We start from the raw sequence: 26,678 nt of genomic DNA, 5'->3' as shown, positions 1-26,678 counted from the left end.
GCTCACAGTCCCAGGATCGACGAGGCGATGATGCTGCGCTGCACCTCGTTGGACCCTCCGTAGATGGATGCCTTGCGGTAGTTGAGGTAGCGCGGCACGGCGACCTGGGCCCACGGCTCGATGCCGTCGACCCCGTCGCCACCGACCAGTCCGTCGGGTCCGGCGAGGTCGACCAACAGCTCGCTGGCCTCCTGCTGCAGCTGCGTGCCCCGCAGCTTGAGGATGGAGGAGGCCGGGTCGGGCTTGCCCTCGGCGGAGTTGCCGGCGACCCGCAGGACCGTCAGCTCCAGTGCTGCCAGCTGGTTCTCCAGCAGCGCGATGCGGCTGGCGACGGCCGGCTGGTCGATCAGACGGGTCCCGTCGGCCAGCGGCTGGGCCGCGTACTCCTTGGCGTGCGCGAGCCAGACCTTCGTGGCGGTGACGGGGGCGACGCCGACGCGCTCGTTGCCGAGCAGGAACTTGGCGTACGACCAGCCGGCGTTCTCCTCGCCGATCAGCTGGTCGGCCGGCACCCGCACGTTGTCGAAGAAGACCTCGTTGACCTCGAAGCCGCCGTCGATGAGCTTGATCGGCCGCAGCGTCACACCGGGGCTGTCCATGCGGAACACCAGGAACGAGATGCCCGCCTGCTTCCTGGGGGCGTCGGGGTTGGTGCGGACCAGGCAGAAGATCCAGTCGGCGTACTGGCCGAGGGTGGTCCACGTCTTCTGGCCGTTGACGACCCACTCGTCGCCGTCACGCACCGCGGTGGTGCGCAGCGAGGCGAGGTCGGACCCGGCCTCGGGCTCGGAGAAGCCCTGGCACCACCAGATCTTGAGCGCCGCGGTGTCGGGCAGGAAGCGCTCCTTCTGCGCCTGGCTGCCGAAGGCGGCGATGACGGGACCGACCATCGAGGTGTTGAACGCCAGCGGCGGCGGCACACAGGCCCGCTGCATCTCGTCGTTCCAGAGGTGGGTCTGCAGCTGGGTCCAACCCCGTCCGCCCCACTCCTCGGGCCAGTGCGGGGCCGCGAGGCCCGCGTCGTTGAGCGTCCGGTGGGACGCGATGATCTGGTCCTTGGACAGGTGACCGCCCGCTCGCACGGTGTCACGCACGTCCTGGGGGACCTTCGTGGTGAAGAACTCCCGCAGACCGGCGCGGAACTCCGCGACCTCGGGAGACAGCTCGAGTCTCATGCCAATGGTTTAGCACACGGGCCGATCGCCCGCGCGCTGTCGGTCCGACGGGTTAGGGTGACCTACGGTCCGGTCGTGCGACCCGCGGCGGACCCCATCCGAGCGTTCACACCCGAGCGCCGCACGATCCGAGGTACTGCCGTGTCCGACACCCTGGCCCCCGCGTGGGCCCGTGGGCCGTTGCGCCCGTTCCGGTTCCGGCAGTACCGGTGCCTCGCGGCCTCCATCACGTTCGAGCTGGCCGCCGCGGGCGTCTGGCTGATCGCGCTGGTGTGGCAGGTGATCGAGCTCCGTGGGGGCCCGGGCAACCTGTCGTTCGTCGCGTCGGGCACCGCGCTGGGTCTCGTGCTCACCGTGCTGGTCGGCGGGGTGGCCGCCGACCGCATCCCGCAGCGCCGGGTGATGGTCGCGGTGACCGTGGTCCGGGTCGCGGTCACGGCCGTGGTGTCGGCGCTGGCTCTGGCCGGCCTCGTGACCTTCTGGCACCTCGCGCTCGCCGGGCTGGTGCTCGGTCTGGCCAGTGGCTTCTACTTCCCGGCGTACTCCGCGATCCTGCCGTCGGTCGTCGACGCCGACGACCTGCTCGCGGCCAACGGCATGGAGGGCGTGCTTCGGCCGGTCATGATGAACGCCGCGGGTCCGGCCCTGGCGAGCCTGGTCGTCGCCGCCTGGTCGCCCGCCTGGGCCTTCGTCCTGGTGCTGGCGCTGGAGGTCGGCTGCCTGCTCACGATCCTGTTGCTGCACCCCGTGCCTCTGCGCCGCGACCTGGTCGCCGACGACACCCATCCGGTGCGCGCGGCCGCAGCCGACCTGGTGATCGGGTTCCGCTACATGGTCAGCACGCCATGGCTGCTCGCCACGTTGCTGTTCGCGTCCGCGATGGTGCTGGTGGTCATCGGGCCGCTGGAGGTGCTGGTGCCGTTCGTCATCAAGGACCAGGCCGGCGGCGACGCGACCGACCATGCATGGGTGCTCGCGGCCTTCGGGCTGGGTGGGGCAGCGGCCTCGCTGCTGATGGCGTCGATCCGGATGCCGCGCCGGTACCTCACGATCATGGTCGCGATGTGGGGGGCTGCGTGCCTGCCGATGGCGGTCGTCGGGTTCGCCACGAGCGTGCCGCTGATCGCCGCCGCCCTGCTGATCACCGGCGCCCTGTTCTCCGCGCCCACCGTCATCTGGGGCACGTTGCTGCAGCGGCGGGTGCCCGCGGAGCTGCTCGGCCGGGTGTCCAGCCTGGACTTCTTCGTGTCGCTGGCCTTCATGCCGGTCTCGATGGCGCTCGCCGGCGCGGTCGGTGAGCTGATCGGTCTGAAGGCGACCTTCCTGGTCGCAGGGGTCGCCCCGATCTTCCTGGCGGTCGCGGCGATCGCCCTGGCGCGGATGCCGGTCGACGAGATCGACCACCCCCTGGGCTGACCCGAAGGGGGCTGGTGGTTTCGAGGGCGCTCGTTCCTCGCGCCGCCTCAACCACCGGGTGGCAGGGCCGGTTCGGTGGTTGAGGTGCGACGAGCTCTGCGAGGAGCCTCGAAACCACGCTGGTGTGGGGCTTGGCCGGTTCGGTGGTTGAGGTGCGACGAGCTCTGCGAGGAGCCTCGAAACCACGACTCCGGGTCTACTCCTCCCGCGGTCGTCCCGCCCGGCGCCTGGCCAGCAGCGGTAGGGCCTCGAAGTCCCCACGGATCAGCGCCTCCCGCTTGGCCCGCGACCATCCCTGGACCTTCTTCTCCAGAGCGAACGCCTCAGAGACCTTCTCGGTCTCCTGGGCGAAGACCAGCTCAACAGGGAGCCTGCGGCGGGTGTACTCCGCACCCCGGCCGATCCGGTGGGCGTGCAGCCGGGCCGCGAGGTTCCGGGTGCTGCCGACGTAGTAGCTGCCGTCGGAGCAGCGGAGGATGTACATGGCGGGCATCCGAGGCAGTCCACCGCGGATCGGTCGGGGCGTCAGGTCGGTCATCCACAGGGGGTGGTTTCGAGGCTCGCGGGCGCGCACCTCAACCACCGGGGGGCGGGGCCGGTCCGGTGGTTGAGGTGCGACGAGCTCTGCGAGGAGCCTCGAAACCAGGTTGGTGGTGCCGGGCTGGTGGTTTCGAGGGCGCTCGTTCCTCGCGCCACCTCAACCACCGGGGGTGGGCGAGGTGCGAATAGATGCACCGAGCAACTAGTATGGTCGAGTTCCCTCGAGAGGATTGGCCTGTGACGACCCGCCGAACCCACCCCGGGGTGGTGTTCGCCGTGCTCGCCGCCTCGGTCATGTCGTTCTCCCTGCTGCAGTCGATGTCGGTGCCGACCCTGCCGCTCGTGCAGGAGCAGTTCGGCGCCTCGCAGGCCCAGGCCTCGTGGATCGTCACGGCCCAGCTGCTGGCCGCGTCCATCGCGACGCCGATCATCGGCCGGCTGGGCGACGCCTACGGCAAGAACCGCATGCTGGTGTTCGCCGTGGCCGCGTTGGCGGTCGGCGCGCTCGTCGCGGCCGTCGCCCCGACGATCGAGGTGATGATCGCCGCCCGGGTCATCCAGGGCATCGGCGGAGGCGTCATCCCGCTGGCGTTCGGCATCATCCGCGATGAGATGCCCGAGCACCGCCGCTCCTCGGCCATCAGCGTCACCTCCTCGCTGCTGGCGGTCGGGTTCGGGGTCGGCATCGTCGTCGCCGGTCCGCTCATCGACCTGATCGGGCTGCACTGGCTGTTCGTGCCGCCCGCGGTCGTGGCGGGTGGCGCCGCGCTGGCTGCTGCCCTCGTGATCCCGACGTCGCCGGTGCGGGCCACCGGGGGCGTCAGCATCGCCCCGGCGGTGCTGCTGGCGGGCTGGCTGTCCTGCCTGTTGCTGGCGGTGAGCCAGGGACCCACGTGGGGGTGGACGTCGCCCGCGGTCCTCGGGTTCGCGGTGGCGGGCGTGGTCGTCCTGCTGGGCTGGGTCCGGGCCGAGAACACGGCCCGCGCCCCGGTCATCGACCTGCGGATGATGCGGCTGAAGGCGGTGTGGACCACGCACCTGGTGGCCCTGCTGGTCGGCTTCTCGATGTACGCGTCGTTCGGGTTCACGCCGCAGCTGCTGCAGACCCCCACGGCGTCCGGCTACGGGCTCGGGCTCACCGTCACCCAGGCGGGCCTGGTGATGCTGCCCGCCGCGGCCGCGACCTTCGTGATGGGCCTGGTCGCCACGCCGCTCAGCCGGCGCATCGATCCTCGCCTGCTGGTCGTGGCCGCCTGCGGCATCTCGTCGACCGGCATGGCCCTCACGGCGACCTGGCACGACGCCGCCTGGCACGTCGCGGTCGGCGTGGGCATCACCAGCGTCGGCATCGGACTGGTGTTCGCCCTGCTCGCCAACCTGATCGTCGCGGCCGTCCCCGCCGAGCAGACGGGCGTCGCCACGGGCATGAACGCCAACCTCCGCACGATGGGTGGAGCCGTCGGGGCCGCCGTCGCCACGAGCATCGTGACCGCCACCGTGCAGCCGTCCGGGTTCGCGACGGAGACCGGGTACGTCGTCACGTTCGCGGTGCTGTCCGCGGTGATGCTGCTGGCGGCGCTCGCCGGACTGCTCGTGCCGGCCGGTCCGCAGTCGCGTCGGGGTCGCTCGCTGGCCGCGGCAGGGGCACCGCGACCGTCGGTCCTGACCGCTCGTTGAAGGAATCTGCAACTCCTATAGAGTGCGGCGCATCACCCGAGGACCGAAGGGACCAGCCGGCCATGGCAGATGTCGACGCAGCGCTCGATGCAGCAGGACTGACCAACCCCCACGTGCGTGAGTACGTCAAGTACTGGGCGGGCATCACCGGCGCCGAGCGGGTCGAGGTCGTCGGTGCCGACGACGACGCCCGCCTCGTGCAGGAGGCGCTCGACGCCGGGGAGCTGCAGCCGGTCACGGGCGGTCGCACCTACTCGCGGTCCTACATCAAGGACACCGCCCGGGCCGAGGAGCGCACCATCGTCGCCACCAGCGACGAGTCCGACAAGGGCCTGTACAACAACTGGCAGCCGTCGGACCAGGCCAAGGAGAACTACCTCTCGTTGGTCCAGGGCGCCTCGGAGGGCAAGACGATGTACGTCGTCCCCTACCTGATGGCCCCGCAGGGTTCGCCGCTGGAGAAGTTCGCCGCCGGTGTCGAGATCACCGATGCCCGCACCGTGGTGCTGCACATGATCCGCATGGCCCGCGTCGGCGTGAACTACATCAACGAGCTCGCCGAGCCCGACCACTTCGTGCGCGCCGTGCACGTCACGGGCGACCTGCCGAACCTCGGCCAGGGCACGCCGGACGACAAGCGCTACTTCTACACGATCGCCGACGAGCGCACGATCCTGCACTTCGGCTCGTCCTACGGCGGCAACGCGCTCCTCGGCAAGATCGCCCACGGCCTGCGCCTGGCGTCCTACGACGGCTGGAAGAACGGCTTCCTCGTGGAGCAGTTCCTGTTGCTGGGCGTCAAGGACAAGCAGACCGGCGAGGTCCACAACATCGTTGGCGGCTTCCCGTCGGCGTCGGGCAAGACCAACCTGTCGATGACGCTGGCCCCCGACACCCTGGGCGACCGGTACGAGATCGAGTTCTACGGCGACGACATCGCTTGGCTGTGGCCGGGCGAGGACGGCCGGCTCTACGCCTTCAACCCCGAGTTCGGTGTGTTCGGTGTCGCCCGCGACACCAACGAGAAGTCCAACCCCACCGCGATCGACGCGATCCAGCCGGGCACCGGGACGATCTTCACCAACGTGGCCTACAACGAGAAGACGCAGGAGGTGTGGTGGGAGGGCAAGACCAAGGAGCACCCCACCGACCTCGACGGCTGGCTGGACTGGAAGGGCGAGCGCATCGCCGACCGTTCGCCGGAGACGGCCGACGAGGCCTGGGCGCACCCCAACAGCCGCTTCACCACCACGATGGCCAACGTGCCGAACCTGGCCGAGGGCTACGCCAACCCGGCCGGCGTGCCGGTCGACGCGATCATCTTCGGCGGCCGCACGCGTGACCGTGAGCCGCTGATCCGCTCGTTCACCGACGTCGCCGAGGGCGTGTACGACGGTCTGACGCTCGGTGCCGAGGCGACCTTCGCGGCCGACGGCCTCGAGGGCGTGCTGCGCTACGACCCGATGTCCATGCGTCCGTTCATGTCGTACGGCGAGGGCGACTACGCCCAGCACTGGCTCGACGTGCTCGGCAAGACCACCGAGAAGCCGATCTTCGCCCACGTCAACTGGTTCCAGCGCGATCCCGAGGACGGGCACTTCCTGTGGCCCGGGTTCCGCGAGAACGTGCGCGCCCTGGTGTGGCTGATCGAGTCCAAGAACGGACTGGTCAAGGGCAACCCGACCCCGGTCGGCATGATCCCGACGAAGGACGAGCTGCTGCTCGAGGGCCTCGAGATCGAGCCGGGTGACCTCGACACCCTGCTGACCATCGACATCGAGCGCTGGAAGCAGGAGATCGGCTACCGCGAGGAGCACCTCAAGCAGTTCGTGGGACTGCCCGAGGAGATCTGGGAGGCCCACCGCCGGGTCGCCGCAGACATCGACGCCGCCGGCAGCTGACCGCGGCCTCGTGACAGCACCGGCTCATCGGGTCCAGCCCTCGCCGGTCGTCCTGCCCGACCCGACAGCGACGCTGTTCCGCACGCTCGGGCACCCGGTCCGCATCCGGGTGCTCGAGCTGCTGCAGGACGGGCCGCGGCAGGTCCGCGACCTGCTCGCCGTGCTCGGCACGTCCTCGTCGAACCTCTCCCAGCAGCTCGCCGTGCTCCGGCGGGCGGGTCTCGTGACGTCCAGCCGGGCCGGCGGCACGGTGTCGTACCGGCTCAGCACGCCCGAGGTCGGGCACCTGCTGGAGGCCGCCGCGGGGCTGTCGCCGCTGCTGCAGGAGGACATCGCCGGGGCCGCGGACAGCGACGCCTAGGCGGTTTCGACCTCCCCGACCGGACCCGCTAGACTCATGCAGTCCTCGCGTCGCCGCGGGGGCGGCGCGCCCGTAGCTCAACGGATAGAGCATCTGACTACGGATCAGAAGGTTAGGGGTTCGAATCCCTTCGGGCGCACCAGCACCGGCTCCCCTCACCTCCGCGGTGGGGGGTTTCGTCGTCTCCGGGGAGACCGCTCAGCGGCCCCACTTCTCGTCGGCGGCGTCCTTCTGCCGCTCCAGCTCCTCGAGCGCCTCGGGCTTGCCGTTGAACCGGTGATAGCTCCACACCACCAGCGCGAGGGCCAGAGCGGCGGAGACCACGAGCGAGACGCCGGTGGCGGCCCCGCCGGGCAACCACAGGGCGTCGGCCACCGGCCACCAGTCGGGCTGGTCCGGGTCGACGAGCCACACGACGCCGCAGGCCGCCAACCAGGAGACGCCCAGCAGGGACAGGGCGATCCGGCTCCACGACGCCACCCCGTACGCGGCGCCCTTCATGGCGCGGTACTTGAGGGGGTCGACCTGTCGCTCGGCCCACTCGTACTGCTGGGACAGCACGGCGACGCCGGCGAACAGCAGGATGAGGCCCGGGCCGGGCAGCACCAGCGCCGCGACGCCGGCGACGACGAGGATCCACCCCACCGTCTCCAGGGCCACCCGCTTGGCGGTACGCATCATGCGACCGATGCTCTCACCTGCGGGCAACCCGCGCCCGGGTGCACGCGCACTGATCGGTCAGCCGGCGCCGGCTGCGCTAGGTTGTGATCTCCGCCACGGGAGGGAAGCCCATGATCCGCAGGTCCGTCGTCCTCGGTGCCGTCCTTGCACTGTTCGCCACCATCGGCCTCGCCGGTCCGGGCCAGGCGGCGACGCCCCGGCCGCTGCCGGTGCCGTACTCGTTCCTGCCGTCGGCGGTGCTCGCCGGTCTGAACCTGGACGCCGACCCGCCGGGCGCGAACGACTTCGCCTGCAAGCCCACCGCGGCACACCCCCGGCCGGTCGTGCTGGTGCACGGGCTGTCGGGCAACAAGAACACCAACTGGCAGACCATGTCGCCGCTGCTCAAGAACAACGGCTACTGCGTCTTCGCCCTCACCTACGGCATTCCCGCGGGTGCTCCGCTGCCGCTCACGCAGTTCGGCGGCTTCACCCTCATCGAGGAGAGCGCGGCCGAGCTCGGCGCCTTCATCGACGAGGTGCTCGCCGCCACCGGCGCCACGCAGGTCGACATCGTCGGCCACTCCGAGGGCACCGTGGTGCCCAACGCGTACGCCAAGTTCCTGGGCGGTGCGGCGAAGATCAACCAGTACGTGTCGATCGCCCCGCTCTGGAACGGCACCAACCCGCTCGGTCTCGCGAACCTCGCAGTCCTCGGGACGCCGTTCGGGTTGACGCCGCTGCTGTTCGGTGCGCTCGAGCTGTACTTCGCGTCGGGTCCCCAGCTGCTGACCGGGGGAGACTTCTTCACCCGGTTGCGGGCCGATGGCGGTCCGGCGGTGCCGGGCATCACCTACACGAACATCGTCACCCGGTACGACGAGCTGGTCATCCCCTACACGAGCGGCTTCTCGCCGGGCATGACCAACATCGATCTGCAGAAGGTGTGCCCGTGGGACTTCTCCGAGCACTTCCAGATCGTGGCCAGCCCGAACACCGGCCGGCTGATGCTGAACGCGCTCGACCCGGCCTCCGCGCAGCCGGTGCGCTGCCGGTTGGTGCTGCCCTTCGTCGGGACGCTCTGACCGCCGGTCCACGGACCAACGAACCCGGCCCCCGTCGCGATGACGGGGGCCGGGTTCGTGGTGGGCCTGCGGCGGGTCAGGAAGCCGGGCCCGCGGGGGCGGGCGGCTGGTAGGCCGGCGGCGGCGGGGGAGCCGGATCGGTCTTCATCTTCGACAGGACGACACCGGCGACCGTGGCCACGGCACCGACCACGACGACCTTCTTGAGGCGCGACTTCTTCTTCGGCTTGACCGACTCGGGCAGCCGGTCGGCCACGTCGTCGGGCAGCCGCTCGACGAGGCTGTCGCGGATCTCTGGCAGCCGGTTGCGGAGCTCGCCGGCGCCTTCGCTGAGGCGGGCGACGACGGCGTCGCGGACGTCGGGCGCGCGCTCGGCGAGCTGCTGACGCAGCACGTCGGCCTGTGCCACCAGGTCGTCGTAGTTGTCGCGGACGGTCGGCTTCTTGCTGCGGAAGGGCATCTCACTCCTCGTGATGGGTGGTCCCCTCGACAGTACCCATCTGCCGGGGAACATGCACCGGTCGGCAGCGTAGCCTCGGAGCAGGAGGCGATCCGATGACGCAACGACCCGGACACGTGGTGGTGGTCGGTGCCGGCATGGTCGGTCTGGCGACGGCCTGGTACCTGCAGCGTGACGGTGTCGAGGTCACCGTCGTCGACCGACAGGGCGTCGCCGCCGGCTCGTCCTGGGGCAACGCCGGGTGGCTCGCCCCGGCCCTGACCCTGCCGCTGCCCGACCCGGCCATCCTGGGCGCCGGCATCAAGGCGACGCTCAGCTCGTCCTCACCGGTGTACGTGCCGCCCACCGCCAACCCCCGGCTGCTCAAGTGGTTGGCCGACTTCACGCGGCACTGCACGCCCGGCCGGTGGCGGTCGGCGATGGCGGTGTTCGCGCAGGCCAACCGGCTCGCCTTCGACGCCTTCGACCAGATGCAGATCGCCGAACCGACCAAGGCGGCCTCGCCGTTCCTCGCCGCGTTCACCTCCGAGTCCGACCGGCGCGTGCTGGTGCACGAGTTCGAGCAGGTGGGTGACCTCGGCGGTGAGGTCGCCTACGACCTGCTCGACGCTGCCCAGATCCATGCGCTCGAGCCGGCGCTGGGTGAGGCCGTCACCTGCGGCGCCCGCCTGCACGACCAGCGCTTCATCGACCCCGGCCGGTACGTGCGGGCGCTCGGCGAGGCCGTGGTCGAGCGGGGCGGTCGCCTCGTGGTGGGCGACGTGGTGGGGGTGGAGCGGGTCGGCGCCGGGGTGGAGGTGCGCGTGGGGCGCGACCGGCTCGTCGCCGACGCGGCCGTGGTCGCCACGGGCACGTGGCTGGGGTCCCTGGTCCGTCCCCACGGCGTGCGGTCGGTCGTGCAGGCCGGCCGCGGCTACAGCTTCACCGTGCGCCCGGAGCACCAGCCCGTCGGGCCGATCTACTTCCCGGCGCAGCGGGTGGCGTGCACGCCGCTCGGCCCGCCCGGCGCGGAGGACGCCTTCCGGGTCGCGGGGATGATGGAGTTCCGCAAGCCCGATGCTCCCCTGGACCGCCGCCGGGTCGACGCGATCGTCGCGGCCGCCCGACCGATGCTGCGGGGTGTCGACTGGGAGGCCCGTACCGACGAGTGGGTCGGCTCGCGGCCCTGCACCGTCGACGGACTCCCGCTCGTCGGGGCGACCCGGACGCCCGGTGTCTTCGTGGCCGGTGGCCACGGCATGTGGGGTATCGCGCTGGGTCCGCTGAGCGGCCGGCTGCTCGCCGACCGCATCGTCCGCGGCCAGGCGCACCCCCTCCTGCAGTCCTTCGACCCCCTGCGCTGACCCCCCGGGGCGGTGGATCCGCGACCGAATCCCCCGGGGTGGTGCAGATGGGACCGAATGGGGCCTGTTTCGGTCGCATGTCCACCGCGGAGGCCATTCGGTCGCGAATCCACCGCCCCGGTGGGGGAGGGAGGGATCCGTAGGATCAGGGAGGTGGACCAACAGACACTGTTCAACCTGGCCCTCGTCGTCATGTTCGTGCTGGTGGGCGGGGTGTTCGCCGCGACCGAGCTGGCCCTGGTCTCCCTGCGCGAGAGCCAGCTGTCACGGATGGAGAGTCAGAGCGCCCGAGGTGTGCGCGTGGCGGCCGTGGCCCGCAACCCCAACCGGTTCCTCGCCGCGGTGCAGATCGGGGTGACCGTGGCGGGCTTCTTGTCGGCGGCCTACGGCGGGTCGACGCTGGCGCCCGACTTCGCCCCCTACCTGGTCGACGCCGGCCTGCCCGAGGGCGCGGCCGACACCACCGCGCTGGTGCTGCTGACGCTGTTCATCGCCTACCTGTCGCTCGTGTTCGGTGAGCTCGTGCCCAAGCGGTTCGCCCTCCAACGCTCCGCCCAGCTGTCGCTGCTGGTCGCGCCGCCGCTCGACCGGTTCGCCACCGCGATGCGACCGGTCATCTGGCTGCTGTCCATCTCGACCAACGCGGTGGTGCGTCTGCTCGGCGGCGACCCCCACGCCGTCAGCGAGGACATCAGCGAGGAGGAGCTGCGCGACCTGGTGTCCGGTCACGAGAGCCTGGGCGAGGACGAGCGCCGGTTCGTGAACGACGTCTTCCTGGCGTCGCAGCGCACGGTCAAGGAGGTCATGCGACCGCGCGGCGACGTGGTGTACCTGAAGGCCGACCGCCGGCTGAGCGACTCCATCGAGTTCGTCCGGCAGCAGCCGTACTCGCGCTACCCGGTGGCTGACGGCGGCCCGGACCAGATCGAGGGATTCGTGCATGTGCGCGACCTGTACGACCTGGGCGACGACGACCGGCGGCGGGTGCGCGACGTGATGCGACCGATCGTCATGCTGCCCTCGACGAACCAGATCTTCCCCGCCATCACCACGATGCGCAGCGAGGGCACCCACATGGCCCTGGTCGTCGACGAGTACGGCGGCACCGACGGCATCGTCACCCTGGAGGACCTCGTCGAGGAGCTGATCGGCGAGATCCGCGACGAGCACGACGCCGAGGACGTGGTCCGCACGATCGCGGTCGACGGCTCCATGGACGTCGAGGGTGGCCTCAACATCGAGGACTTCGCCGCCGAGACGGGGGTCGAGCTCGAGGACGGACCCTACGAGACGGTCGCGGGGTTCATCGTGGCGCGACTCGGGCACCTGCCGGGCGTCGGCGACGCCGTGGTGGTCGAGGCGACCCCGGCCGGTGCGTCGTCGGAGGTGGCGGTGGTGCTGCGCGTCGAGGAGGTCGACCGGTACCGCATCGCGCGGGTGCGGGTCGAGCGCACCGACACCGGTGAGCCGCCCGCGGGTGAGGTCAGCGACCCGGAGTAGCGGGGGCGGTCTCGCCGAGCAGTCCGCGGCGGCCGGCCTGCACCTCGAACACCACGGTGGTGAAGGGCGGCACGGCCGACACCAGGGCGACCGCGAGGGTCTTGAGCGACCATCCGAACGTGCGCCACGCGATGAAGCACATGGCGACGAAGGCGACGAACACGGCGCCGTGGATCGGACCCATGATCGGGACGCCCCCTTCGATCCCCGCCTCGGGGTCGGCCTGCACGATCCACTTGAAGAACATCGCGACCAGCAGACCCGCCCACGAGACGGCCTCGGCGACGGCGACGATGCGGAACCAGCGGCGGACGCCGGCCTCGGACAGGGAGGTGGGGGCGGGGGTGCTCACGCCTCCACGCTACCGGGAGGCAGATGGGCGGGACCCACGTCACACGTCCGTAACGACGTGCCCCGACAATGGGGGTCATGGCCTTCCTCCTGCGCGTCGAGCTGCCCGACGTCCCCGGCTCGCTCGGCGCGCTGGCCACGGCGCTCGGTGCGGCCGGGGCCGACATCGAGGCGATCGAGATCGTCGAGCACCGACCCGACGGGGTCGCGGTCGACGACGTGCTGCTGGAGCTGCCGCCGACCGTCATGCCCGACGCGCTGATCACCGCGTGCCACGGGCTGGAGGGTGTCAGCGTGCACTGGATCTCGCGCTACAACGCGGGCGTCAACCTCAGCATGGACCTCGAGGCGGTCGAGGCGTTCACCGAGGACCCCGCCCGCGCGGTCGAGCAGCTGGTGGCGGTGGTCCCCGAGACCTTCCGCGTCGACTGGGCGATGGCCGTGCGAGCCGGGGCCGACGGCGTCCCCGAGGCGGTGCACGCGTCACCCACGGCGCCGAAGCTCGTGCCCGAGACCCGGTCGTGGTTGTCGGTCGCCACGGCCACCACGCTGCCGGACATCCCCGCATGGGACTCCACGGTGCTGGCCGCCAGCCCGGCGAAGGACCGTGCCGGCGTGGCGTTCGTCGTCGTCGCCGGACGGCACGGCGGGCCGGCCTTCCTGACCTCCGAGCTCGCACGGTTCGGACACATGGTCTCGCTGGCCGCCAGCGTGCAGACCGTCTGACCCGGTCGGGTCTCAGTCGGCGGGCTTGGCCTCGGTGAGGGGCACGTGGGCGTGCTGGAACCGACCCAGCGCGTCGACCTCGCGCTCGAGGTCCGGCACGTGCCGGCGCGCGATTCGCTTGATGATCATCAGCACCGGCGGGGAGTTGAGCAGCGGCTTGGTCCAGTTGGCCAGCACCACGCCGCGGGGCACGTAGACGCGGGTCTTGCGACGGGCGAAGCCCCGCAGGATGCCGTCGACGCAGTCGGCCAGGTTCGTGGTGGAGTTCGCCGGGTAGGGCAGCTTGCCGCGGATGACCTTGAAGGTCGGCAGGTCGGCCTCGGCCCCGCGCACGATGTCGGTGTCGATCCAGCCCGGGTGCACCACGCCGACCTTGACGCCCAGGTGGGCGACCTCCTGCGCGGTCGCGAGGGCCAGCGACTCCGCCCCGGCCTTGCTGGCGTTGTAGGCGGCGAGGCCGGCCAGGTTGCTGAACGAGGCGAGGCTGGCGACCACGAGGGCGTGTCCCTTGGTCTCGACCAGATGGGGGATCGCGGGGTGCAGGGTGCGGTAGACGCCCGTGACGTTGATGTCGATGACCCGCTCGAACGAGGCCTCGTCGATCTGGCGCACCGTGCCGTACGAGGCGATGCCGGCGTTGGCCAGCACGTGGTCGATGCGACCGAAGTGGGCGGCAGCGGCGTCGATCGCCGCGGTCATCTGCGCGCCGTCACGGGCGTCGGCCTCCCACCAGGCGGCGGCGTCGCCCAGCTCGGCGGCGAGGGCCCCGAGCAGGTCGGGCTCCAGGCCCAGCAACGCGACCTTGCCTCCCCGCGCCACGTAGCCGCGGGCCACGCCGGCACCGATGCCCCGAGCCGCACCGGTGACGAGCAGGACCTTGCCGTTGAACTTCTGAGCCATGCGATTCAAGATACCGTCGGTATCTGAAATTGTCACCGGCCGCGGCCCGTGTGTCCGGTCACCCCTGCAGGTCGAGGAAGTACTGCTGCTGGGCGGGGTAGTAGTCGGCCTCGAAGTCGACGGCCGCCGGGTCGCCGCCGGTCTCGGCCGCGACCATCCGGTCGAGGTAGTACTCCCACCCCGGACCGACGTTCTCGATGCTGCCCGGGTCGTCGATCACCTGGCGCATGGTCAGGGTGGTGCTGCCGGACTCCTCGACGAGCGTGAGTTCGAGGTTCCAGCTGCCGAAGTCGTCGACGCACGAGATGTCCAGACGGCGGGGGGCGTCGCACGCGGTGAGATCGAACCGGCTCTCCGGCACGTCGTCGCCCTCGGCGGTCATCCGGACCGTCACGAACCCGTCGGCCGGGTCGCCGGTCCACGTGCCGAACCACCGTCCGACGCGGTCGGACACGGTCAGCGCGTCCCAGACGTCCTGGGCCGGCGCGCTGAAGGTGCGGGTGAAGACGAGCACGGGCGTGCCGTCGCGGTGCTCCAGCGTGGCGGTGGGGGTGGCAACCATGGCGATAGCCTCGCAGGCATGAGCGCTCTGGACCACGTTTCCGACACCTTCGACCCGGGTCAGTGGACCGAGGTGCCCGGCTTCGACCACCTCACCGACCTCACCTACCACCGGGCGAACGAGCACGGGACGGTGCGGATCGCCTTCGACCGGCCCGACATCCTCAACGCGTTCCGGCCCCACACCGTCGACGAGCTGCTGCTGGTGATGGAGCACGCGCGCACCTCCGCCGACGTCGGCTGCGTGCTGCTGACCGGCAACGGGCCGAGCGCCAAGAACGGCAAGCACTCGTTCTGCACCGGCGGCGACCAGCGCATCCGCGGCCGCGCCGGCTACCAGTACGAGGACGGCTCGGCCGCCAGCGGTGACACCGGTGCCGAGGAGCCGAGCCCGATCGACAAGGCCAGGCTCGGCCGGCTGCACATCCTGGAGGTGCAGCGGCTGATCCGCTTCATGCCCAAGGTGGTCATCTGTGTGGTGCCCGGGTGGGCCGCCGGTGGTGGTCACAGCCTGCACGTGGTGTCGGACCTGACGCTCGCGAGCGCCGAGCACGCCCGCTTCAAGCAGACCGATGCCGACGTGGGCAGCTTCGACGGTGGTTTCGGTTCGGCGTACCTGGCGCGGCAGGCGGGTCAGAAGTTCGCCCGCGAGATCTTCTTCCTCGGCCAGGAGTACTCCGCCGCCGACGGCGTCGCGATGGGCGCGGTCAACCGGGCCGTCCCGCACGCCGAGCTCGAGGCCACCGCGCTGGAGTGGGGTCGCCTCATCAACGCCAAGAGCCCCACCGCGCAGCGCATGCTCAAGTACTCGTTCAACCTCATCGACGACGGCCTGGTGGGTCAGCAGGTGCTGATGGGCGAGACGACGCGACTGGCCTACATGACCGACGAGGCGCAGGAGGGCCGCGACCAGTTCCTCGAGAAGCGCGACCCCGACTGGTCGCCCTACCCCTGGTACTACTGATTGAGCGCGTTTGCGCAGGTCAGAGGGTTACGAGACCTGGATTTGGTGGCTCTAGTCCGCAAAAAGTCCGCAAGAATTCTGAAGGCTCCTGTCGCGACACTGTTGACAAAGAGCCGACGTGCTCCACCTGCGGCATCTCTACCCCAGCGGTCTTGGCCGGCGTGGGCAGCGAGGACCGTTGCTCCTCGCGGGGCGCCGGACGCGCTGGATCGATCCCTTTCGGCTGTCCGAGCTGGACCGTAGACTGACCTCATGTCGCTGAGCGCGTCGGAGTTCTTCGAGGCGGGGATGTCCCTGCCTCCTTCGGTGCGCGAGGACGTGGCGATTCGGCTGCTGGAGTCACTCGAGGTCGCTGGCCAAGAGTCGGTGGACGAGTCGTGGACGGCTGAGATCGGCTCGCGCGTCGACGAGATGGTCGGCGGCGAGGCGCAGATGGTCCCCGGCGAGGCCGTATTTGCTGAGCTTGCTGATCGACGAGCTGCACGCCAGGGCGCGCGCGACGCATGATCCGCGGCTTCGGCTTCCACCCGGAGGCGAGGGCGGAGTTCTTCGCTGATGTCGAGTGGTACGACGAGCGTGAGCTCGGTGTGGGCGCACGTTTCGAGATCGCTGTCCGCGAGGCGATCGATGCTGCGGTCGACTCACCGGACTCATGGGGCGTCTGGCCGGGCTGGGAGCGGTCGCCAGCAGTGCGGTCGAAGCGAGTCAACGGCTTCCCGTACCGCGTCGTCTACTTCGTCACCGGCGAGCAACTGGCGGTCGTTGCGATTGCATACGCCAAGCGGCGACCCGGCTACTGGCGTGAGCGGATCAACCCCTGACGCGTTCATGCGGGCGTCTCGGGACCTCACCTTGAGCCTGGCGTCGGCGGCGCGATCCCCAGCGCTTGGCGCATCAACCCGCTGGCAGCCGCACGCGTCCGGTCCTCGGCCGTGGGCCACAAGTGGCTGTAAGTGTTCAAGGTCGTGGTCGCAGCTGCGTGCCCGAGCGCGCGCTGCACAGTCACGACGTCACACCCCGCTGCGATGAGACCGGAAGCGTAGAAGTGCCGCAGGTCGTGAAGGCGGACGTGGGGGAGCTTCGCCGAGGCACGCGTCGCTCGCCAGCGCCAATGGATGTCGTTGTCGGACATGGGCCGGTCCCCAACGGTGAAGAGCCACGCCTCGGGGTCTGCGTTGGGGAGGTAGGTGGCGATGTGGTCGGCAAGAGTCTCGACCAGCTCGACGGGCAGGAAGATGCCCCTTTCGGAGCCGTACTTGGGCAGACGGGTGACGAAGGTGTTGCCCTCGCGCTGGAGCTGTCGTGACACCTTGAGGAGCCCCCGGACGTGGTCGATGTCCCCGACTTGGACGCCGGCTGCTTCGCCTTTGCGTAGACCGGCGAACGCACACATGGCGACGTAGGCGCGAAAGCCCTTGCGGGTGGACGCGCGGTTGCTGTCAGCATGCGCAAGCAAGCGGCCAACCTCCTCCATGGTCGGGATCTGCATCGTGGCCTCGGCTTTGCGGCGACGCGGGAGGGTGACGCCGACGCAGGGGTCGACGACGATGACCCGATCGGCGATCGCGGCCCGGAAGACGGATCGCACGATCACGAATCGCGTCTTGATCGTCGTCGGGGCCAGTCGGGTCGACATTGTCTTGACCCACGCCTCGATGTGGGAGCGCCGGACGAGCTTGAGCGGCACGTCGGCGAAGGCGACTGAGCGCGTCGCCAGGTCCGCGTTGGTTGTGGTCGAGGGGACCCAGAGCTGGCGTGGAGCCCAGTCCTCGTAGAACTCTCGAAAGGTGATGTTGCCGGCCTTTGGGTCGACGTAGGAGCCATTGAGGAGTGAGGAGCTGATCTCGTCGAGCCAGTGTTGGGCGTCGATCTTGCGATCGAAGTGGCGTGAGTGCTCGTGCCCTGCTTCGTCGCGGTAGCGGGCGCGCCAGGACCCGTCGGATCGTTTGGCGATGTTGCCGGCCATGGCACCTCCTCGCTGTCGTCACGAGCCTGGACCGGTTGTTAGGCGGCGTCCCCTTCCGGGCGCGCTGCTTGTGGGCAAGGGGGGTGAATGTCAGTGCTGTGGCTCTACGGGGTCAGGTCGGCGGCCCTGCTCGCTGCGCCAGAGGATGAGGTCGGTGCGCCAGTAGCGGACGTGGCGTTGGACTTTGAAGCTGAAGGGTCCGTCGCCGGTGTAGCGCCAGTAGCGCATCGTGGCGACGGGGACACGAAGGAGGGCGGCTGCTTCTTCGATGGTGAGCATCTCGTCGTGCTCGTGGTGGTCGTCGTTGAGGGCGGTGGTCATGGGCTTCTCCTGGTGGTGGGTGTGGTGCTGTCGCTTGTCCCACAAGCGCGTGATGGGGCGCGACTGGACAGTGCGGGATCAACTCTCCTCACGGTGCGCACCAAAAAACGCCCCTCCTGGGTGCGCCCGTCCTGGGACGGGCGCAGGACGGGCGAAGCCCTGGTGGTGGTGTTTGTGCAGGTCAGCGAGCGCCCCTCCGAAAGTTCAAAAACTTTCGCGAGATCTGCAATCAGGACGCGAAATGGTGCCCCCGGGGCGGCCGGAGGGTCAGAACCCGATGCTGGGACCCGAGGCCGATGCACGCCGCGAGTAGTCGTGTCCGGTGTCGTAGGCCGGGTAGTGGGCCCGTCTCCTCGTGGTCTCTGGTTGTCGTGGCACCAGTGTGTTGGCGGGGGGCCGGGTGGGTCCGATGGGGCCGTAGCGGTCGATGTCATCGACCGCCTGGAGGCGGGCGTGGGCGACACCGAGGTCGGCACGTTCGCGCGAACAGGCCCCTTCCCACATGGTCCGGGCTTGTGCAGGGGTCTCGGCGACGAGGTGGGCGGTGTTGTCGTGGCGCCCACGGGTCATGCCCACATACGCCGACGCTGCGGTCGTGGATTGATCCAGGACCAGGTGCCCGACGGCGGTGGTCTCGCCCTGGGCACCGTAGACGGTCGTGGCGTAGGCGGACTCGACCCAGGCTCGGGCGTACCAGGACGGCACTTGGCGGGTGAGGCCGCGTTCGTTGCGCAACGTCAGCTCCCGCTCAGCGTCGCTGGCCATCGTGGTGCTGGAGGTGGTGGGGTTGATGGCGGTGATGGTCCAGGTCTGGCGGTTGGCCAGAGACAGGTGCCAGTCGTTGCGTCGGGTCGCGACTCGGTCACCGACACCGAGGCGCTCCCCGGCCAGGGTGGTCACCACGGTGTGGTCATCGACCAGACCGGCCTCGACAAGCCGGTCCCGGATGGCGGCGTTGAGTGCGGTGACCTGCTCACGCGTATCGGCCATCAGGGCGAGGCTGGTGTGGCCGGCGAGTATCGCCTCCGCGGTCTGGTTGGCGAGGGCCTGGGTCCGTTCGGCCTCGCTGGCATGCAGTCGGATGTGCCCGCGTTCCCAGAGGTGGTCGAAGACCGGTCCACCGCGGCGCATCGCGACGCTCAGCTCAGCGTAGGCGGGGTCGGCGAAGCGGTGCACCACGTCCAGGCACACCGTGGCCTCGGGTCCGGTGTGTTGGGTGGCGAGGTCGAGGACCCCACCACGCCCGACAGCGGGGAGCTGGTGACGGTCGCCCATGAACGCCACCCGCACCTGGGCCTCCAGGGCGACATCGAGGAGAGCGCGGGCGGTGTCCTGGTCGAGCATCCCGGCCTCATCGATGACCAGCAGGTCACCACGAGTGAGCCTCGCTGCCGGGTCCGGGGGGACCTGGAAGTCCCGACCCCAGCGGCCATCGCTGTCCCAGCGCCACCCCCACTGATGCACCAACCACGCTGCGGAGAACGCGGGTGCGTCGATCTCGGCGGCAGCGACCTCGGCTGCTTTCAGGGTCGGTGTCACGACCGTCACCCGTCGCCCCTGCGCCGCCAGTGCTGTCTTGGTTGCTGCGAGGGTGGTGGTCTTTCCGGCCCCGGCGGCGCCCTCGATGACCAGCAGGTTCTGGGTGCCAGCCAAGGCGGCTACCGCGTTCTGTTGAGCCGGGTCGAGACCAAAGCTGAGCTGTGGAGGCAGGGCGGCGTCCGCACCCCTGCCGCAGGCCAGCATCGCGAGCAGCTCGGTGATCTTGTCCTCGACCCCGATCACCCGCGGCGAGGATAAGGCCCGGATGTGCTCAGGGAGGTCAGGGCGATCCAGCAACGGTGTGCACGCGGACCGGGCGCGGGCGGTGAGGTCTTCGGCCAACTCGAGGCGCACGCCAGCCTCGACAACGAGCCCGGTGGCGGCGATCCATTGCTCGACCTGGCCCCGGATATCGGCTGCGTTCCAGGCCGACCTCTGCGCCCCCAGGCGCATCAACACGACCTCGACGGCTGCGTCACGATTCAGGCTTCCCACACTCGGCGTCGAAACCGATGTGTGCCTGGCCGGTGCTGACCTGGTGCGGTAGCCGAGCTCGTGGAGGTCGTCGTTCCACGCCTCGACCATCGCGGCCCCGTCGGTCGGGATCACTTTGTCGGGTCGTGCTTGGGACCAGGCCCGCCGATCCCAGGTCCGTCGGAGCTTCGGTCCGGGTTCCTGGCCGGGGTGCGCGGCACGCCATTGCGCCTCAAAGGCGTCGACGTTGCGGGCGATCTGCGCCGCCCTCGCGCTGAACCGGCCGGCGTAGGGCGCTAGTTCGTTGATCTCGCCGGTGATCGGGTCGAAGGTGAACCCGTGCGCGGCGAGCGCTGCCCGGAACCCGGGGTCGGTAGCGACCGCTGCATGGCCGATCCCGTTGATCGCCTCGAGTGAGTCCCGGGCTCCGACCGAGTGGATGCCGCGCCACCGGCCGTGGGCGAAGACGCGGGCGTTGATCTGGAGGTGCAGGTGGCGGTGTGGGTCCCCGGCACGTGAGGTGTGGTGCCGGATCACCGCAGCCTCGACCTGCTCCACCCGCACCTGGACCTGCCGACCACGCGGGCCGACCCGGGTCGTCGCATGCTCGGCGACCCAGCCGATGATCTGGGCCGCGGCCTCATCCTGGGCTGCGTCGAGCGCGGCCGAGATCTCCGGATGCAACGCCGCTGCCAGCGACCAGGTCTTCGGACCGTTGACGGTGACCTCGACGAACCGCAACGCGCTCGCGTCGTCTCGCAGCCGGCCCTTGGCCCGGTCGGTGTCGACGTCGTACCCGCCAACCCAACGTTCATAGGACTCGCCGTCCAGATCCGGTGCCTGGTGAACGGTGGGGCTCACCGAGTCCCTCACATCGACAACGAACCGGGCAGCGACGCCGGCACCCTCACCGAGGTAGTAGTCATCGGCCCGGGAGTGATCGGCCTCAACATAGGAGCGCGCCGCAGCAGCACTGCCGCGGTAGAACTTCATCCCACCACGCACCCGACCACCCCGATCCGGTCACGGACGCGGCCACAGTCACTGCCAGCAATGACCTGTCCCGGGTTTCCCGGACGGTTCTTGTGTGTTGATCATGCCGCTTGGTCGGTGGCGGTGTGAAGGGTTTCGTACTCGATTGGGCTGAGGTAGTCCAGGCTCGAGTGGCGGCGGGTCGGGTTGTAGAACGCTTCGATCCACTCGAAGATCCCGTTGGCCAGCTCGGCGCGGGTTGACCAGTTCCGGCGGTCGAGCAGTTCGATCTGCATCGAGCCGAAGAACGACTCCATGAGGGAGTTGTCGTAGGCGCAGGCGACCTTGCCCATCGATCCCATCAGTCCGGCCTCGCGGAGCCGGTTGCCGAACAGCCAGGACGTGAACTGGGTTCCGCGGTCGGAGTGGACCACCGTTCCCGGCAACGGCTTGCGACGCCATCTGGCCATGTCGATCGCGTCGACGACCAACTCGGTGCGCAGGTGATCGGCGATCGACCACCCGACGCATCGGCGGGAGTAGACGTCGATCACCGCAGCGCAGTAGACCCACCCTTCGACGGTTCTGTGTTGGGTGATGTCGGTGACCCACAGCTTGTCGGGCGCATCAGCAACGAACTCGCGTCTGACGTGGTCCTCGAACACCGCCGGCGACCGGCCACCTGCGTGGCGCCATTTGCGGCGGTGAACACCCTGCAGGCCGCCCAGGACCATGAGCCGTTCGACCCGGCCGCGACTGCACCGGATCTGGCGGCCCAGGCGCAGTTCGGCGTGGACCCGCCGGACCCCGTAGGTCTGCCGCGACGCGGCATGGATCTCGCGGATGACGTTCAGCAGGTGCGCGTCGGCGACATCACGCGCCGATGGCGGCCGGCTGCGCCACTCGTAGTAGCCCGACGTCGAGACACCCAGGACCCGGCAGATCACCGCGACGGCAAAGCCATCCGCGGCGAGCTCGTGGACCAGCCGGAACCCTATTTTGGGAGGACGTTCTCCTTGGCGAAGTACGCCGACGCCCGCTTCAGGATCTCGATCTCCATCGCCTGAACACGATTCTCACGACGAAGACGCACCAGCTCGGACCGCTCGTCCTTGCTCAAACCGGGACGCTCACCGTTCTCGACCTCGGCCTGCGCCATCCACCGGCGAAGACCGGACTCGCTGATCCCCAAGTCCTTCGCGATCTGCGCCACCGGCTTGTCACCGGACCGCGCCAACTCCACCGCCCTGCGACGGAACTCCTCGGGCTTTGCTGCAGGCATCCAGACTCCTCTCGTGAAGCGATTCTCGCTCCAACATCGGTGTCCGGGGAACTCGGGACAGGTCAGCAACGTCCAACGACTACCCTGAAAATCGACTCTGGGCCGCCCGTCCCCAGGCGACCCAACACGATCCTTCGTAGCATGCGTGCCGACGGTTTGTAAGGCTGGAAGGGTGAGGCGAACAGGCGCTGGGTGGGAAAGTTGAGGGGCCAGCGACGATCAGCAAGATTCATCGTCTCGAGCCTTGGCCGGCGTCTGACGATGGATCAGGAGTACGGCAACAACTGATTGCCACGCCAACTCTTGGGCGAGTCATTGCGCAGCGCAGCGCGGCGCGTAGAGCACCAAGAAACAGCTCAAAGCCCACCACCCCGCGGGGCTCTGTCGTAGTTTGCTCCGGCCGAGGGATGAGGAGGTGGCCCTGGCCTAGTGCACGGGTAGCGAGGCGTAGCCGCGGATTGGGCCGGAGTGCAGTCGGACCGCCGAGTCGAGGTCGACGTCCCAGTCGCGATGGCGGGCTAAGAGCGCCTGCAGGGCGACGCGTGCTTCGAGGCGGGCTAGGGATGCGCCGAGGCAGAAGTGGATGCCGCGTCCGAACGCGACCTGTCGTTCGGGGCGACGGTTGATGTCGAAGTGGTCGGCGTCGGTAATCGCGTGGTCGTCTCGGTTGGCCGAGCCGAAGAGCAACAGCACGGTGTCGCCGGCCTTCATGGGTTGTCCGTGCAGATCAACTTGTTGGGTCAGGGTGCGCGCGAGACCTTGGACCGGTGAGTCGTAGCGGAGCAGCTCCTCGACCGCGGCCGGGATGAGATCTGGGTTGTCTGCCAGCTGCCGACGGGTATCGGGGTGCTGGGCGAGGATGACGGCGCTGTTGGAGAGCAGGTTGGTGGTGGTTTCGTGTCCGGCTACGAGCAGCAGCAGACAGAAGCCGAGGAGTTCGTCGTCCGTGAGTTGTTCGCCGTCGACTTCGGCCTGGACGAGTGCGGTCATGAGGTCGTCTCGGGGGTGCGCGCGTCGTTCGGTGAGGAACGCTGAGAAATACTCGTAGAGCGCCGCGGCGGCGTCCAGGCCGGGGCCGAACTCGCCTCGTGTGGGGTTCGACTGGATGAGCGTGGTGGACCAGTTCCGGAATTGGTCGCGGTCTTTTCGTGGGACGCCGAGCATGTCGGCGATGACGATGGCCGGGAGGGGCCCGGCGAACCTGGAGACGAAGTCCCACGGACCAGCGACGGGAACCTGGTCGAGGAGGTCGTCGACGATGCTATGGATGTGTGGCTCGAGTTCGGTGATGCGGCGTGGGGTGAAGGCCTTGCTGACGAGGTGACGCAGCTGGGTGTGCCGGGGTGGGTCGCTCATGATGAGCATCGGCAGAAACAGGTCGGTCATGTCCACCCCGGGTGGGGTGGGAAAGATCCCGGACGCAGAGGAGTGCGTCGCCGGGTCGGCGAGGGCCACGCAGACGTCGTCGTAGCGGCTGAGCACCCAACAGTTGGCCTGTGAGGACCAGTACACGGGAGCGTGGGCGCGCAGCTCGCGGTAGACGGGGTATGGGTCCGCCATGACTTCCGGGTCGAAGGGGCTGTAGGTCAGCTGCTGGTTACTCATAGGGAATCTCTCTCGGTTGTCGGTTCACGCGTGGGGCCTGCGGTGTGGCCACCAGCTGCGGTCCTCGAACAGGGCCGCGCAGGCGGGCACGACCAGGGTGCAGACGATGAAGGTGTCGAGCAGGAGTCCGGCTGCGACGGCGAAACCCGGTCTGGGCGAGCGCTTCGACGGGAGAGAACAGCAGGGCCACGAAGGTGGAAGCGAAGACGAGGCCGGCGGCGGTGATGACGGGTCCGACCTGACCGGTCATCACCGATCCCAGCTCGAGCATCACCGGTCTGACCGATCGCCATCTTCAACCCCTAGTCACAGATGTTGTACTCAGAGTACAAACTCTTAGCATGGAACGCTAGGCTGATCTCGTCGTTCAGGAGGGTCACATGAGGGAACTGCCGGTGCAGCTCGCGACCAAGCTCTACGGAGCGGCCGAGCTCATTGCCGATCAAGGGTTGGACAACACCAAGATCGACGACATCGCCGAGGCCAGCGGTGTGCCCAAGGCGACGTTGTACTACTACTTCACCGGCAAGGAGGAGATCCTCGCCTTCTTGCTCAAGGACCTTCTGACAGCAATCGCCGGCGATGTTGCCGTGGCCGTGAGCGCTGAAGGGCCGGCTAGCGAACGCCTGGCCGGTGTCGTCCGCGCTCAATTGGGTGTGATGCTCCGCAACCCTGCCCCGTGCCGGGCTCTGGTCGGCGATCTCGGTCGAGCAACCCGTCTACCCGAGCTCGCAGCGGCACTCAGTGCAGCCTTCTACGAGCCGGTTGAGAAACTCCTACGCGAAGGGGCTGAGGATGGTTCCCTGCGCCGGGCCGAGGACCCCATGTCCGAGGCCGTCATGATCTTCGGGACCGTCACGATCGCCGGCCTGATGGAGGCCATCATGGGCGCCCATCGGGAGATGGACGCCATCGCCAACGGCGTCGCCCGGCTCCTCCTGGACGGCTTGGCGCCACGAACGCTCGACGCGACTGGCGCCTGATGAGCGGCGACGCCTTCGACGCCCTGCTGGCTGGATGGGGACAAGGCCGAAGCCTGCCTCAACCGGACGGGACAGTTCTGCCCTCGCATCACGCCCAGCAACTCGGATGGAGCCGAGAACCCTCACGGCCAGCGTCACGCTGGCGCCCCGGCATCGCCCACGGCGGTGCGGTGGCGACCGTCTTCGACGATCTCTACGGCCTTCTCCTATACGCCATCGGAGACGTCGCGGTGACCCGCGGGCAGCAAGGCATCCCAACCGCGATGAGCACGATCCGGGTGAGAAGGGTCGTCCGGTGGAAGGGGTGCAAACTCCGGGAGGGGCGGCGTCGTCATCCCCGAAGCCGCCGGTACTCATTGTAGCGGACGTACCCTTCCCGGTGCGCTTCCAGGCGACGACGTCAAGCATCAGCGCCCTCACCAACTACTAGCACTACCAACTCTCACTCGTCCTGTCCGAGGGCCCCTACGCGCCGGAACTCGCTGGGGGACTGCCCGGTCCAGCGTTTGAAGGCGTGTGAGAAGTTCGTGAGGTCTCCGTAGCCGAGGTCTGCGGCGATCTGGCTGACCGACATCGAGGGGTCGAGCAGTCGCAGGATCGCACGCTCGCGTAGCAACGATTGACGGACGTCGCGAAACGTCGTCCCTTCTGCGTTCAGACGTCTTTTCATGGTGCTGGGGGACACAGCGAGCAGGTTTGCGACCTCGCAGCCGCGGTGGCGTCCGGGGTCCTGCTCGAGCAGGCGCCTCACACGTTCGGTGAAGCTGTTGGGAGTGCTGTGTCGGTCCAGCGTGCGCTGCAGCTCGTTGATGGCCAGGTGGTAGGCCATCGGGTCGGCGAACCGGCAAGGCGTGTTCAGGATGTCGGCGGGAACGTCCACGAAGGACGCGGGCGCGTCGAAAACAATTCTCGCGCCGAAGGTGCTTGCGGGTCGCGGCTGTGATCGGGGTGCCGCCCAGCCCAGGTTAAGTGTCACTGCGGGGAGGGTGCCCGCCAGTATGTCGAGCAGCCGTAGCAGGGCCGAGCCGGCGTAGGCGATGACCAGGCAATCGAGGGCGGGATCACCGGTGTGACCGCTCAGACCCACTCTCAGTCCACGCTCGCTGTGATGGAAGTGGGGGCGCAGAGCCGTTGAGATGACGGGCAGGTAGCCGAGCAGTTCGAAGATCTCGGACACCGAACTGGCGCTGACCAGCGGGAGGCTGAGAGGTCCGAAGGAGGTCAGCTGTGCCTGTTCGGCGAAGGCGAGGCCGAGCAAGGTGCCGCTGTCGGTGTCCAGGTCCGGGTAGACCTCGCGGAACCACCGCACGGGGACCTGCACGTTGCGTTCGACCAGCTTCATCTCGGACGTGAACTGTCCGGCGACGATGCGGCGAAAGTGGGCTACCGAGCCGGCATCAAGCGCACCGCTGTTGAGCAGCTGCACGAATGCCAACGGGGGGACCCCGGCCTCATCGTTCCTCACGCATCAACCCCTGACCCAAAATCACAACCTTTTGACTCTGGTGACCATAGCCACCCACGCGGTCTGGGGCCAATAGTGGAAGGGCAATTCCAGTGAGGAGATGGTCACCATGGCAGCTGTCACTTTCGTGTCGCACGACGGCGAGAAGCACGAGACGCCACTCGAAGAGGGCCAGACGCTCATGCAGGTCGCGGTGGACAACGGGGTCCCCGGGATCGACGGCGACTGCGGTGGCGAGGCCGCCTGCGGCACCTGTCATGTGGTCGTCGACGCGCAGTGGGCCGACACGGTGGGTGGGTCCGGTCCGGTCGAGGAAGAGATGTTGTCGATGAACCCCGAGCGTCAGCCGACGTCTCGGCTCTCGTGCCAGATGAACGTGTCCGACGGCTGGGACGGGCTCACCGTCCACCTGCCCGAGTTCCAGATGTGACTGAGGAGAAGGTGGACTCTT

General features: G+C 69.1%; 28 protein-coding genes and 1 tRNA gene. 14 read left to right on the top strand and 15 right to left on the bottom strand.

Annotated features, from left to right (window positions below):
* Positions 1-2: 2 nt before the first annotated feature.
* A complete protein-coding gene (locus tag HMPREF0063_RS13105) occupies positions 3-1,175 on the bottom strand; it encodes an acyl-CoA dehydrogenase family protein (RefSeq protein ID WP_007079171.1) in 1,173 nt (390 codons plus the stop codon).
* Positions 1,176-1,316: 141 nt separating this feature from the next.
* On the opposite strand from HMPREF0063_RS13105, the gene HMPREF0063_RS13100 reads away from it, so the two are divergent.
* Positions 1,317-2,591: an MFS transporter gene (locus HMPREF0063_RS13100; RefSeq protein WP_211208737.1), complete on the top strand. Its 1,275-nt coding sequence runs from the start codon at positions 1,317-1,319 to the stop codon at positions 2,589-2,591.
* A gap of 196 nt (positions 2,592-2,787) precedes the next feature.
* On the opposite strand, the gene HMPREF0063_RS13095 is transcribed toward HMPREF0063_RS13100, so the two are convergent.
* Complete coding sequence (locus HMPREF0063_RS13095; RefSeq protein WP_245527715.1) at positions 2,788-3,075, bottom strand: GIY-YIG nuclease family protein; 288 nt, start codon at positions 3,073-3,075, stop codon at positions 2,788-2,790.
* Positions 3,076-3,368: 293 nt separating this feature from the next.
* On the opposite strand from HMPREF0063_RS13095, the gene HMPREF0063_RS13090 reads away from it, so the two are divergent.
* The 4 genes from HMPREF0063_RS13090 to HMPREF0063_RS13075 all read left to right on the top strand — a co-directional run bounded on the left by HMPREF0063_RS13090 (position 3,369) and on the right by HMPREF0063_RS13075 (position 7,212).
* Positions 3,369-4,808 carry an MFS transporter gene (locus tag HMPREF0063_RS13090; protein WP_169309990.1) on the top strand — a complete coding sequence of 480 codons (1,440 nt, stop codon included), beginning with the start codon at positions 3,369-3,371 and terminating at the stop codon, positions 4,806-4,808.
* A gap of 62 nt (positions 4,809-4,870) precedes the next feature.
* Positions 4,871-6,709, top strand: a complete 1,839-nt coding sequence (locus tag HMPREF0063_RS13085; RefSeq protein ID WP_007079167.1) for a phosphoenolpyruvate carboxykinase (GTP) — start codon at positions 4,871-4,873, stop codon at positions 6,707-6,709.
* A 10-nt stretch (positions 6,710-6,719) separates the two neighbouring features.
* On the top strand, positions 6,720-7,070 hold the full coding sequence (locus tag HMPREF0063_RS13080; protein WP_007079166.1) for an ArsR/SmtB family transcription factor: 351 nt from the start codon (positions 6,720-6,722) through the stop codon (positions 7,068-7,070).
* Positions 7,071-7,136: 66 nt separating this feature from the next.
* Positions 7,137-7,212, top strand: a tRNA-Arg gene (locus HMPREF0063_RS13075).
* A gap of 56 nt (positions 7,213-7,268) precedes the next feature.
* Here HMPREF0063_RS13075 and HMPREF0063_RS13070 read toward each other — a convergent pair.
* Positions 7,269-7,751, bottom strand: coding sequence for a PGPGW domain-containing protein (locus HMPREF0063_RS13070; RefSeq protein ID WP_007079165.1), 483 nt, complete (start codon positions 7,749-7,751; stop codon positions 7,269-7,271).
* Between the two features lie 110 nt (positions 7,752-7,861).
* Here HMPREF0063_RS13070 and HMPREF0063_RS13065 point away from each other — a divergent pair, with 110 nt between their 5' ends.
* The gene (locus HMPREF0063_RS13065; RefSeq protein ID WP_007079164.1) at positions 7,862-8,815 is read left to right on the top strand and encodes an esterase/lipase family protein; all 954 of its coding nucleotides are present in this window, start codon (positions 7,862-7,864) and stop codon (positions 8,813-8,815) included.
* A 76-nt stretch (positions 8,816-8,891) separates the two neighbouring features.
* Here the strand turns inward: HMPREF0063_RS13065 and HMPREF0063_RS13060 are convergent, their stop codons facing one another.
* Positions 8,892-9,275, bottom strand: a complete 384-nt coding sequence (locus tag HMPREF0063_RS13060; protein WP_007079163.1) for a hypothetical protein — start codon at positions 9,273-9,275, stop codon at positions 8,892-8,894.
* Positions 9,276-9,370: 95 nt separating this feature from the next.
* On the opposite strand from HMPREF0063_RS13060, the gene HMPREF0063_RS13055 reads away from it, so the two are divergent.
* Together HMPREF0063_RS13055 and HMPREF0063_RS13050 are read left to right on the top strand one after the other, a co-directional pair.
* Entirely contained in the window at positions 9,371-10,618 is a 1,248-nt protein-coding gene (locus HMPREF0063_RS13055) for an NAD(P)/FAD-dependent oxidoreductase (RefSeq protein WP_007079162.1), read from the top strand.
* Positions 10,619-10,771: 153 nt separating this feature from the next.
* Entirely contained in the window at positions 10,772-12,118 is a 1,347-nt protein-coding gene (locus HMPREF0063_RS13050) for a hemolysin family protein (RefSeq protein WP_050760962.1), read from the top strand.
* Here the strand turns inward: HMPREF0063_RS13050 and HMPREF0063_RS13045 are convergent.
* Positions 12,102-12,470, bottom strand: a complete 369-nt coding sequence (locus HMPREF0063_RS13045; RefSeq protein ID WP_007079160.1) for a DUF3817 domain-containing protein — start codon at positions 12,468-12,470, stop codon at positions 12,102-12,104. The two genes, HMPREF0063_RS13050 and HMPREF0063_RS13045, sit on opposite strands and share 17 nt — an antisense overlap.
* Before the next feature lie 77 nt (positions 12,471-12,547).
* Here HMPREF0063_RS13045 and HMPREF0063_RS13040 point away from each other — a divergent pair, with 77 nt between their 5' ends.
* The gene (locus tag HMPREF0063_RS13040) at positions 12,548-13,195 is read left to right on the top strand and encodes an ACT domain-containing protein (RefSeq protein WP_040320293.1); all 648 of its coding nucleotides are present in this window, start codon (positions 12,548-12,550) and stop codon (positions 13,193-13,195) included.
* Between the two features lie 12 nt (positions 13,196-13,207).
* Here HMPREF0063_RS13040 and HMPREF0063_RS13035 read toward each other — a convergent pair whose 3' ends face one another.
* Positions 13,208-14,095, bottom strand: coding sequence for an SDR family oxidoreductase (locus HMPREF0063_RS13035; RefSeq protein WP_007079158.1), 888 nt, complete (start codon positions 14,093-14,095; stop codon positions 13,208-13,210).
* A gap of 58 nt (positions 14,096-14,153) precedes the next feature.
* The gene (locus HMPREF0063_RS13030; protein WP_040320292.1) at positions 14,154-14,657 is read right to left on the bottom strand and encodes an SRPBCC family protein; all 504 of its coding nucleotides are present in this window, start codon (positions 14,655-14,657) and stop codon (positions 14,154-14,156) included.
* An 18-nt stretch (positions 14,658-14,675) separates the two neighbouring features.
* Between HMPREF0063_RS13030 and HMPREF0063_RS13025 the strand changes: the two genes are divergently transcribed.
* From HMPREF0063_RS13025 to HMPREF0063_RS13015, 3 genes are all read left to right on the top strand, one after another.
* Entirely contained in the window at positions 14,676-15,620 is a 945-nt protein-coding gene (locus HMPREF0063_RS13025) for a 1,4-dihydroxy-2-naphthoyl-CoA synthase (protein WP_040320291.1), read from the top strand.
* Positions 15,621-15,872: 252 nt separating this feature from the next.
* Positions 15,873-16,127: an addiction module protein gene (locus tag HMPREF0063_RS13020; protein ID WP_007079156.1), complete on the top strand. Its 255-nt coding sequence runs from the start codon at positions 15,873-15,875 to the stop codon at positions 16,125-16,127.
* A complete protein-coding gene (locus tag HMPREF0063_RS13015) occupies positions 16,124-16,441 on the top strand; it encodes a type II toxin-antitoxin system RelE/ParE family toxin (protein WP_007079155.1) in 318 nt (105 codons plus the stop codon). The genes HMPREF0063_RS13020 and HMPREF0063_RS13015 overlap by 4 nt, the downstream gene beginning before the upstream one ends.
* 26 nt (positions 16,442-16,467) lie before the next feature.
* On the opposite strand, the gene HMPREF0063_RS13010 is transcribed toward HMPREF0063_RS13015, so the two are convergent.
* The 7 genes from HMPREF0063_RS13010 to HMPREF0063_RS17275 all read right to left on the bottom strand — a co-directional run bounded on the left by HMPREF0063_RS13010 (position 16,468) and on the right by HMPREF0063_RS17275 (position 24,029).
* Positions 16,468-17,586 carry a tyrosine-type recombinase/integrase gene (locus tag HMPREF0063_RS13010; RefSeq protein WP_007079154.1) on the bottom strand — a complete coding sequence of 373 codons (1,119 nt, stop codon included), beginning with the start codon at positions 17,584-17,586 and terminating at the stop codon, positions 16,468-16,470.
* A gap of 90 nt (positions 17,587-17,676) precedes the next feature.
* Positions 17,677-17,907, bottom strand: coding sequence for a helix-turn-helix domain-containing protein (locus HMPREF0063_RS13005; protein ID WP_050760961.1), 231 nt, complete (start codon positions 17,905-17,907; stop codon positions 17,677-17,679).
* A 267-nt stretch (positions 17,908-18,174) separates the two neighbouring features.
* A complete protein-coding gene (mobF, locus tag HMPREF0063_RS13000) occupies positions 18,175-20,913 on the bottom strand; it encodes a MobF family relaxase (RefSeq protein WP_007079152.1) in 2,739 nt (912 codons plus the stop codon).
* A 101-nt stretch (positions 20,914-21,014) separates the two neighbouring features.
* The gene (locus HMPREF0063_RS12995) at positions 21,015-21,839 is read right to left on the bottom strand and encodes an IS3 family transposase (protein WP_007076723.1); all 825 of its coding nucleotides are present in this window, start codon (positions 21,837-21,839) and stop codon (positions 21,015-21,017) included.
* A gap of 47 nt (positions 21,840-21,886) precedes the next feature.
* Positions 21,887-22,174 (bottom strand): transposase, encoded by a 288-nt coding sequence (locus HMPREF0063_RS12990; protein WP_007076722.1) that lies wholly within the window; start codon positions 22,172-22,174, stop codon positions 21,887-21,889.
* A 426-nt stretch (positions 22,175-22,600) separates the two neighbouring features.
* Positions 22,601-23,629 (bottom strand): cytochrome P450, encoded by a 1,029-nt coding sequence (locus tag HMPREF0063_RS12985; protein ID WP_245527714.1) that lies wholly within the window; start codon positions 23,627-23,629, stop codon positions 22,601-22,603.
* A gap of 142 nt (positions 23,630-23,771) precedes the next feature.
* Complete coding sequence (locus HMPREF0063_RS17275) at positions 23,772-24,029, bottom strand: MMPL family transporter (RefSeq protein ID WP_342610527.1); 258 nt, start codon at positions 24,027-24,029, stop codon at positions 23,772-23,774.
* A 130-nt stretch (positions 24,030-24,159) separates the two neighbouring features.
* On the opposite strand from HMPREF0063_RS17275, the gene HMPREF0063_RS12980 reads away from it, so the two are divergent.
* Positions 24,160-24,762 carry a TetR/AcrR family transcriptional regulator gene (locus tag HMPREF0063_RS12980; protein WP_007079149.1) on the top strand — a complete coding sequence of 201 codons (603 nt, stop codon included), beginning with the start codon at positions 24,160-24,162 and terminating at the stop codon, positions 24,760-24,762.
* Between the two features lie 442 nt (positions 24,763-25,204).
* Here HMPREF0063_RS12980 and HMPREF0063_RS12975 read toward each other — a convergent pair whose 3' ends face one another.
* Positions 25,205-26,188, bottom strand: a complete 984-nt coding sequence (locus tag HMPREF0063_RS12975) for a helix-turn-helix domain-containing protein (protein WP_245527768.1) — start codon at positions 26,186-26,188, stop codon at positions 25,205-25,207.
* Positions 26,189-26,336: 148 nt separating this feature from the next.
* On the opposite strand from HMPREF0063_RS12975, the gene HMPREF0063_RS12970 reads away from it, so the two are divergent.
* A complete protein-coding gene (locus HMPREF0063_RS12970; RefSeq protein WP_040320900.1) occupies positions 26,337-26,657 on the top strand; it encodes a 2Fe-2S iron-sulfur cluster-binding protein in 321 nt (106 codons plus the stop codon).
* Positions 26,658-26,678 lie beyond the last annotated feature (21 nt).

Source organism: Aeromicrobium marinum DSM 15272 (assembly GCF_000160775.2).
Classification (GTDB): Bacteria; Actinomycetota; Actinomycetes; order Propionibacteriales; family Nocardioidaceae; genus Aeromicrobium; species Aeromicrobium marinum.
The sequence above is the reverse complement of the archived record's forward strand: the minus strand, read 5'-3'. Positions and strand labels throughout refer to the sequence as shown.

What these genes read in the sequence shown, in the direction of transcription:
- HMPREF0063_RS13105 (WP_007079171.1), bottom strand. Translation starts at nt 1,175, where the DNA reads ATGAGACTCGAGCTGTCTCCCGAGGTCGCGGAGTTCCGCGCCGGTCTG.
- HMPREF0063_RS13095 (WP_245527715.1), bottom strand. Translation starts at nt 3,075, where the DNA reads ATGTACATCCTCCGCTGCTCCGACGGCAGCTACTACGTCGGCAGCACC.
- HMPREF0063_RS13085 (WP_007079167.1), top strand. Translation starts at nt 4,871, where the DNA reads ATGGCAGATGTCGACGCAGCGCTCGATGCAGCAGGACTGACCAACCCC.
- HMPREF0063_RS13070 (WP_007079165.1), bottom strand. Translation starts at nt 7,751, where the DNA reads ATGATGCGTACCGCCAAGCGGGTGGCCCTGGAGACGGTGGGGTGGATC.
- HMPREF0063_RS13065 (WP_007079164.1), top strand. Translation starts at nt 7,862, where the DNA reads ATGATCCGCAGGTCCGTCGTCCTCGGTGCCGTCCTTGCACTGTTCGCC.
- HMPREF0063_RS13060 (WP_007079163.1), bottom strand. Translation starts at nt 9,275, where the DNA reads ATGCCCTTCCGCAGCAAGAAGCCGACCGTCCGCGACAACTACGACGAC.
- HMPREF0063_RS13055 (WP_007079162.1), top strand. Translation starts at nt 9,371, where the DNA reads ATGACGCAACGACCCGGACACGTGGTGGTGGTCGGTGCCGGCATGGTC.
- HMPREF0063_RS13040 (WP_040320293.1), top strand. Translation starts at nt 12,548, where the DNA reads ATGGCCTTCCTCCTGCGCGTCGAGCTGCCCGACGTCCCCGGCTCGCTC.
- HMPREF0063_RS13035 (WP_007079158.1), bottom strand. Translation starts at nt 14,095, where the DNA reads ATGGCTCAGAAGTTCAACGGCAAGGTCCTGCTCGTCACCGGTGCGGCT.
- HMPREF0063_RS13030 (WP_040320292.1), bottom strand. Translation starts at nt 14,657, where the DNA reads ATGGTTGCCACCCCCACCGCCACGCTGGAGCACCGCGACGGCACGCCC.
- HMPREF0063_RS13025 (WP_040320291.1), top strand. Translation starts at nt 14,676, where the DNA reads ATGAGCGCTCTGGACCACGTTTCCGACACCTTCGACCCGGGTCAGTGG.
- HMPREF0063_RS13020 (WP_007079156.1), top strand. Translation starts at nt 15,873, where the DNA reads ATGTCGCTGAGCGCGTCGGAGTTCTTCGAGGCGGGGATGTCCCTGCCT.
- HMPREF0063_RS13015 (WP_007079155.1), top strand. Translation starts at nt 16,124, where the DNA reads ATGATCCGCGGCTTCGGCTTCCACCCGGAGGCGAGGGCGGAGTTCTTC.
- HMPREF0063_RS13010 (WP_007079154.1), bottom strand. Translation starts at nt 17,586, where the DNA reads ATGGCCGGCAACATCGCCAAACGATCCGACGGGTCCTGGCGCGCCCGC.
- HMPREF0063_RS13005 (WP_050760961.1), bottom strand. Translation starts at nt 17,907, where the DNA reads ATGACCACCGCCCTCAACGACGACCACCACGAGCACGACGAGATGCTC.
- mobF (WP_007079152.1), bottom strand. Translation starts at nt 20,913, where the DNA reads ATGAAGTTCTACCGCGGCAGTGCTGCTGCGGCGCGCTCCTATGTTGAG.
- HMPREF0063_RS12990 (WP_007076722.1), bottom strand. Translation starts at nt 22,174, where the DNA reads ATGCCTGCAGCAAAGCCCGAGGAGTTCCGTCGCAGGGCGGTGGAGTTG.
- HMPREF0063_RS17275 (WP_342610527.1), bottom strand. Translation starts at nt 24,029, where the DNA reads ATGACCGGTCAGGTCGGACCCGTCATCACCGCCGCCGGCCTCGTCTTC.
- HMPREF0063_RS12980 (WP_007079149.1), top strand. Translation starts at nt 24,160, where the DNA reads ATGAGGGAACTGCCGGTGCAGCTCGCGACCAAGCTCTACGGAGCGGCC.
- HMPREF0063_RS12970 (WP_040320900.1), top strand. Translation starts at nt 26,337, where the DNA reads ATGGCAGCTGTCACTTTCGTGTCGCACGACGGCGAGAAGCACGAGACG.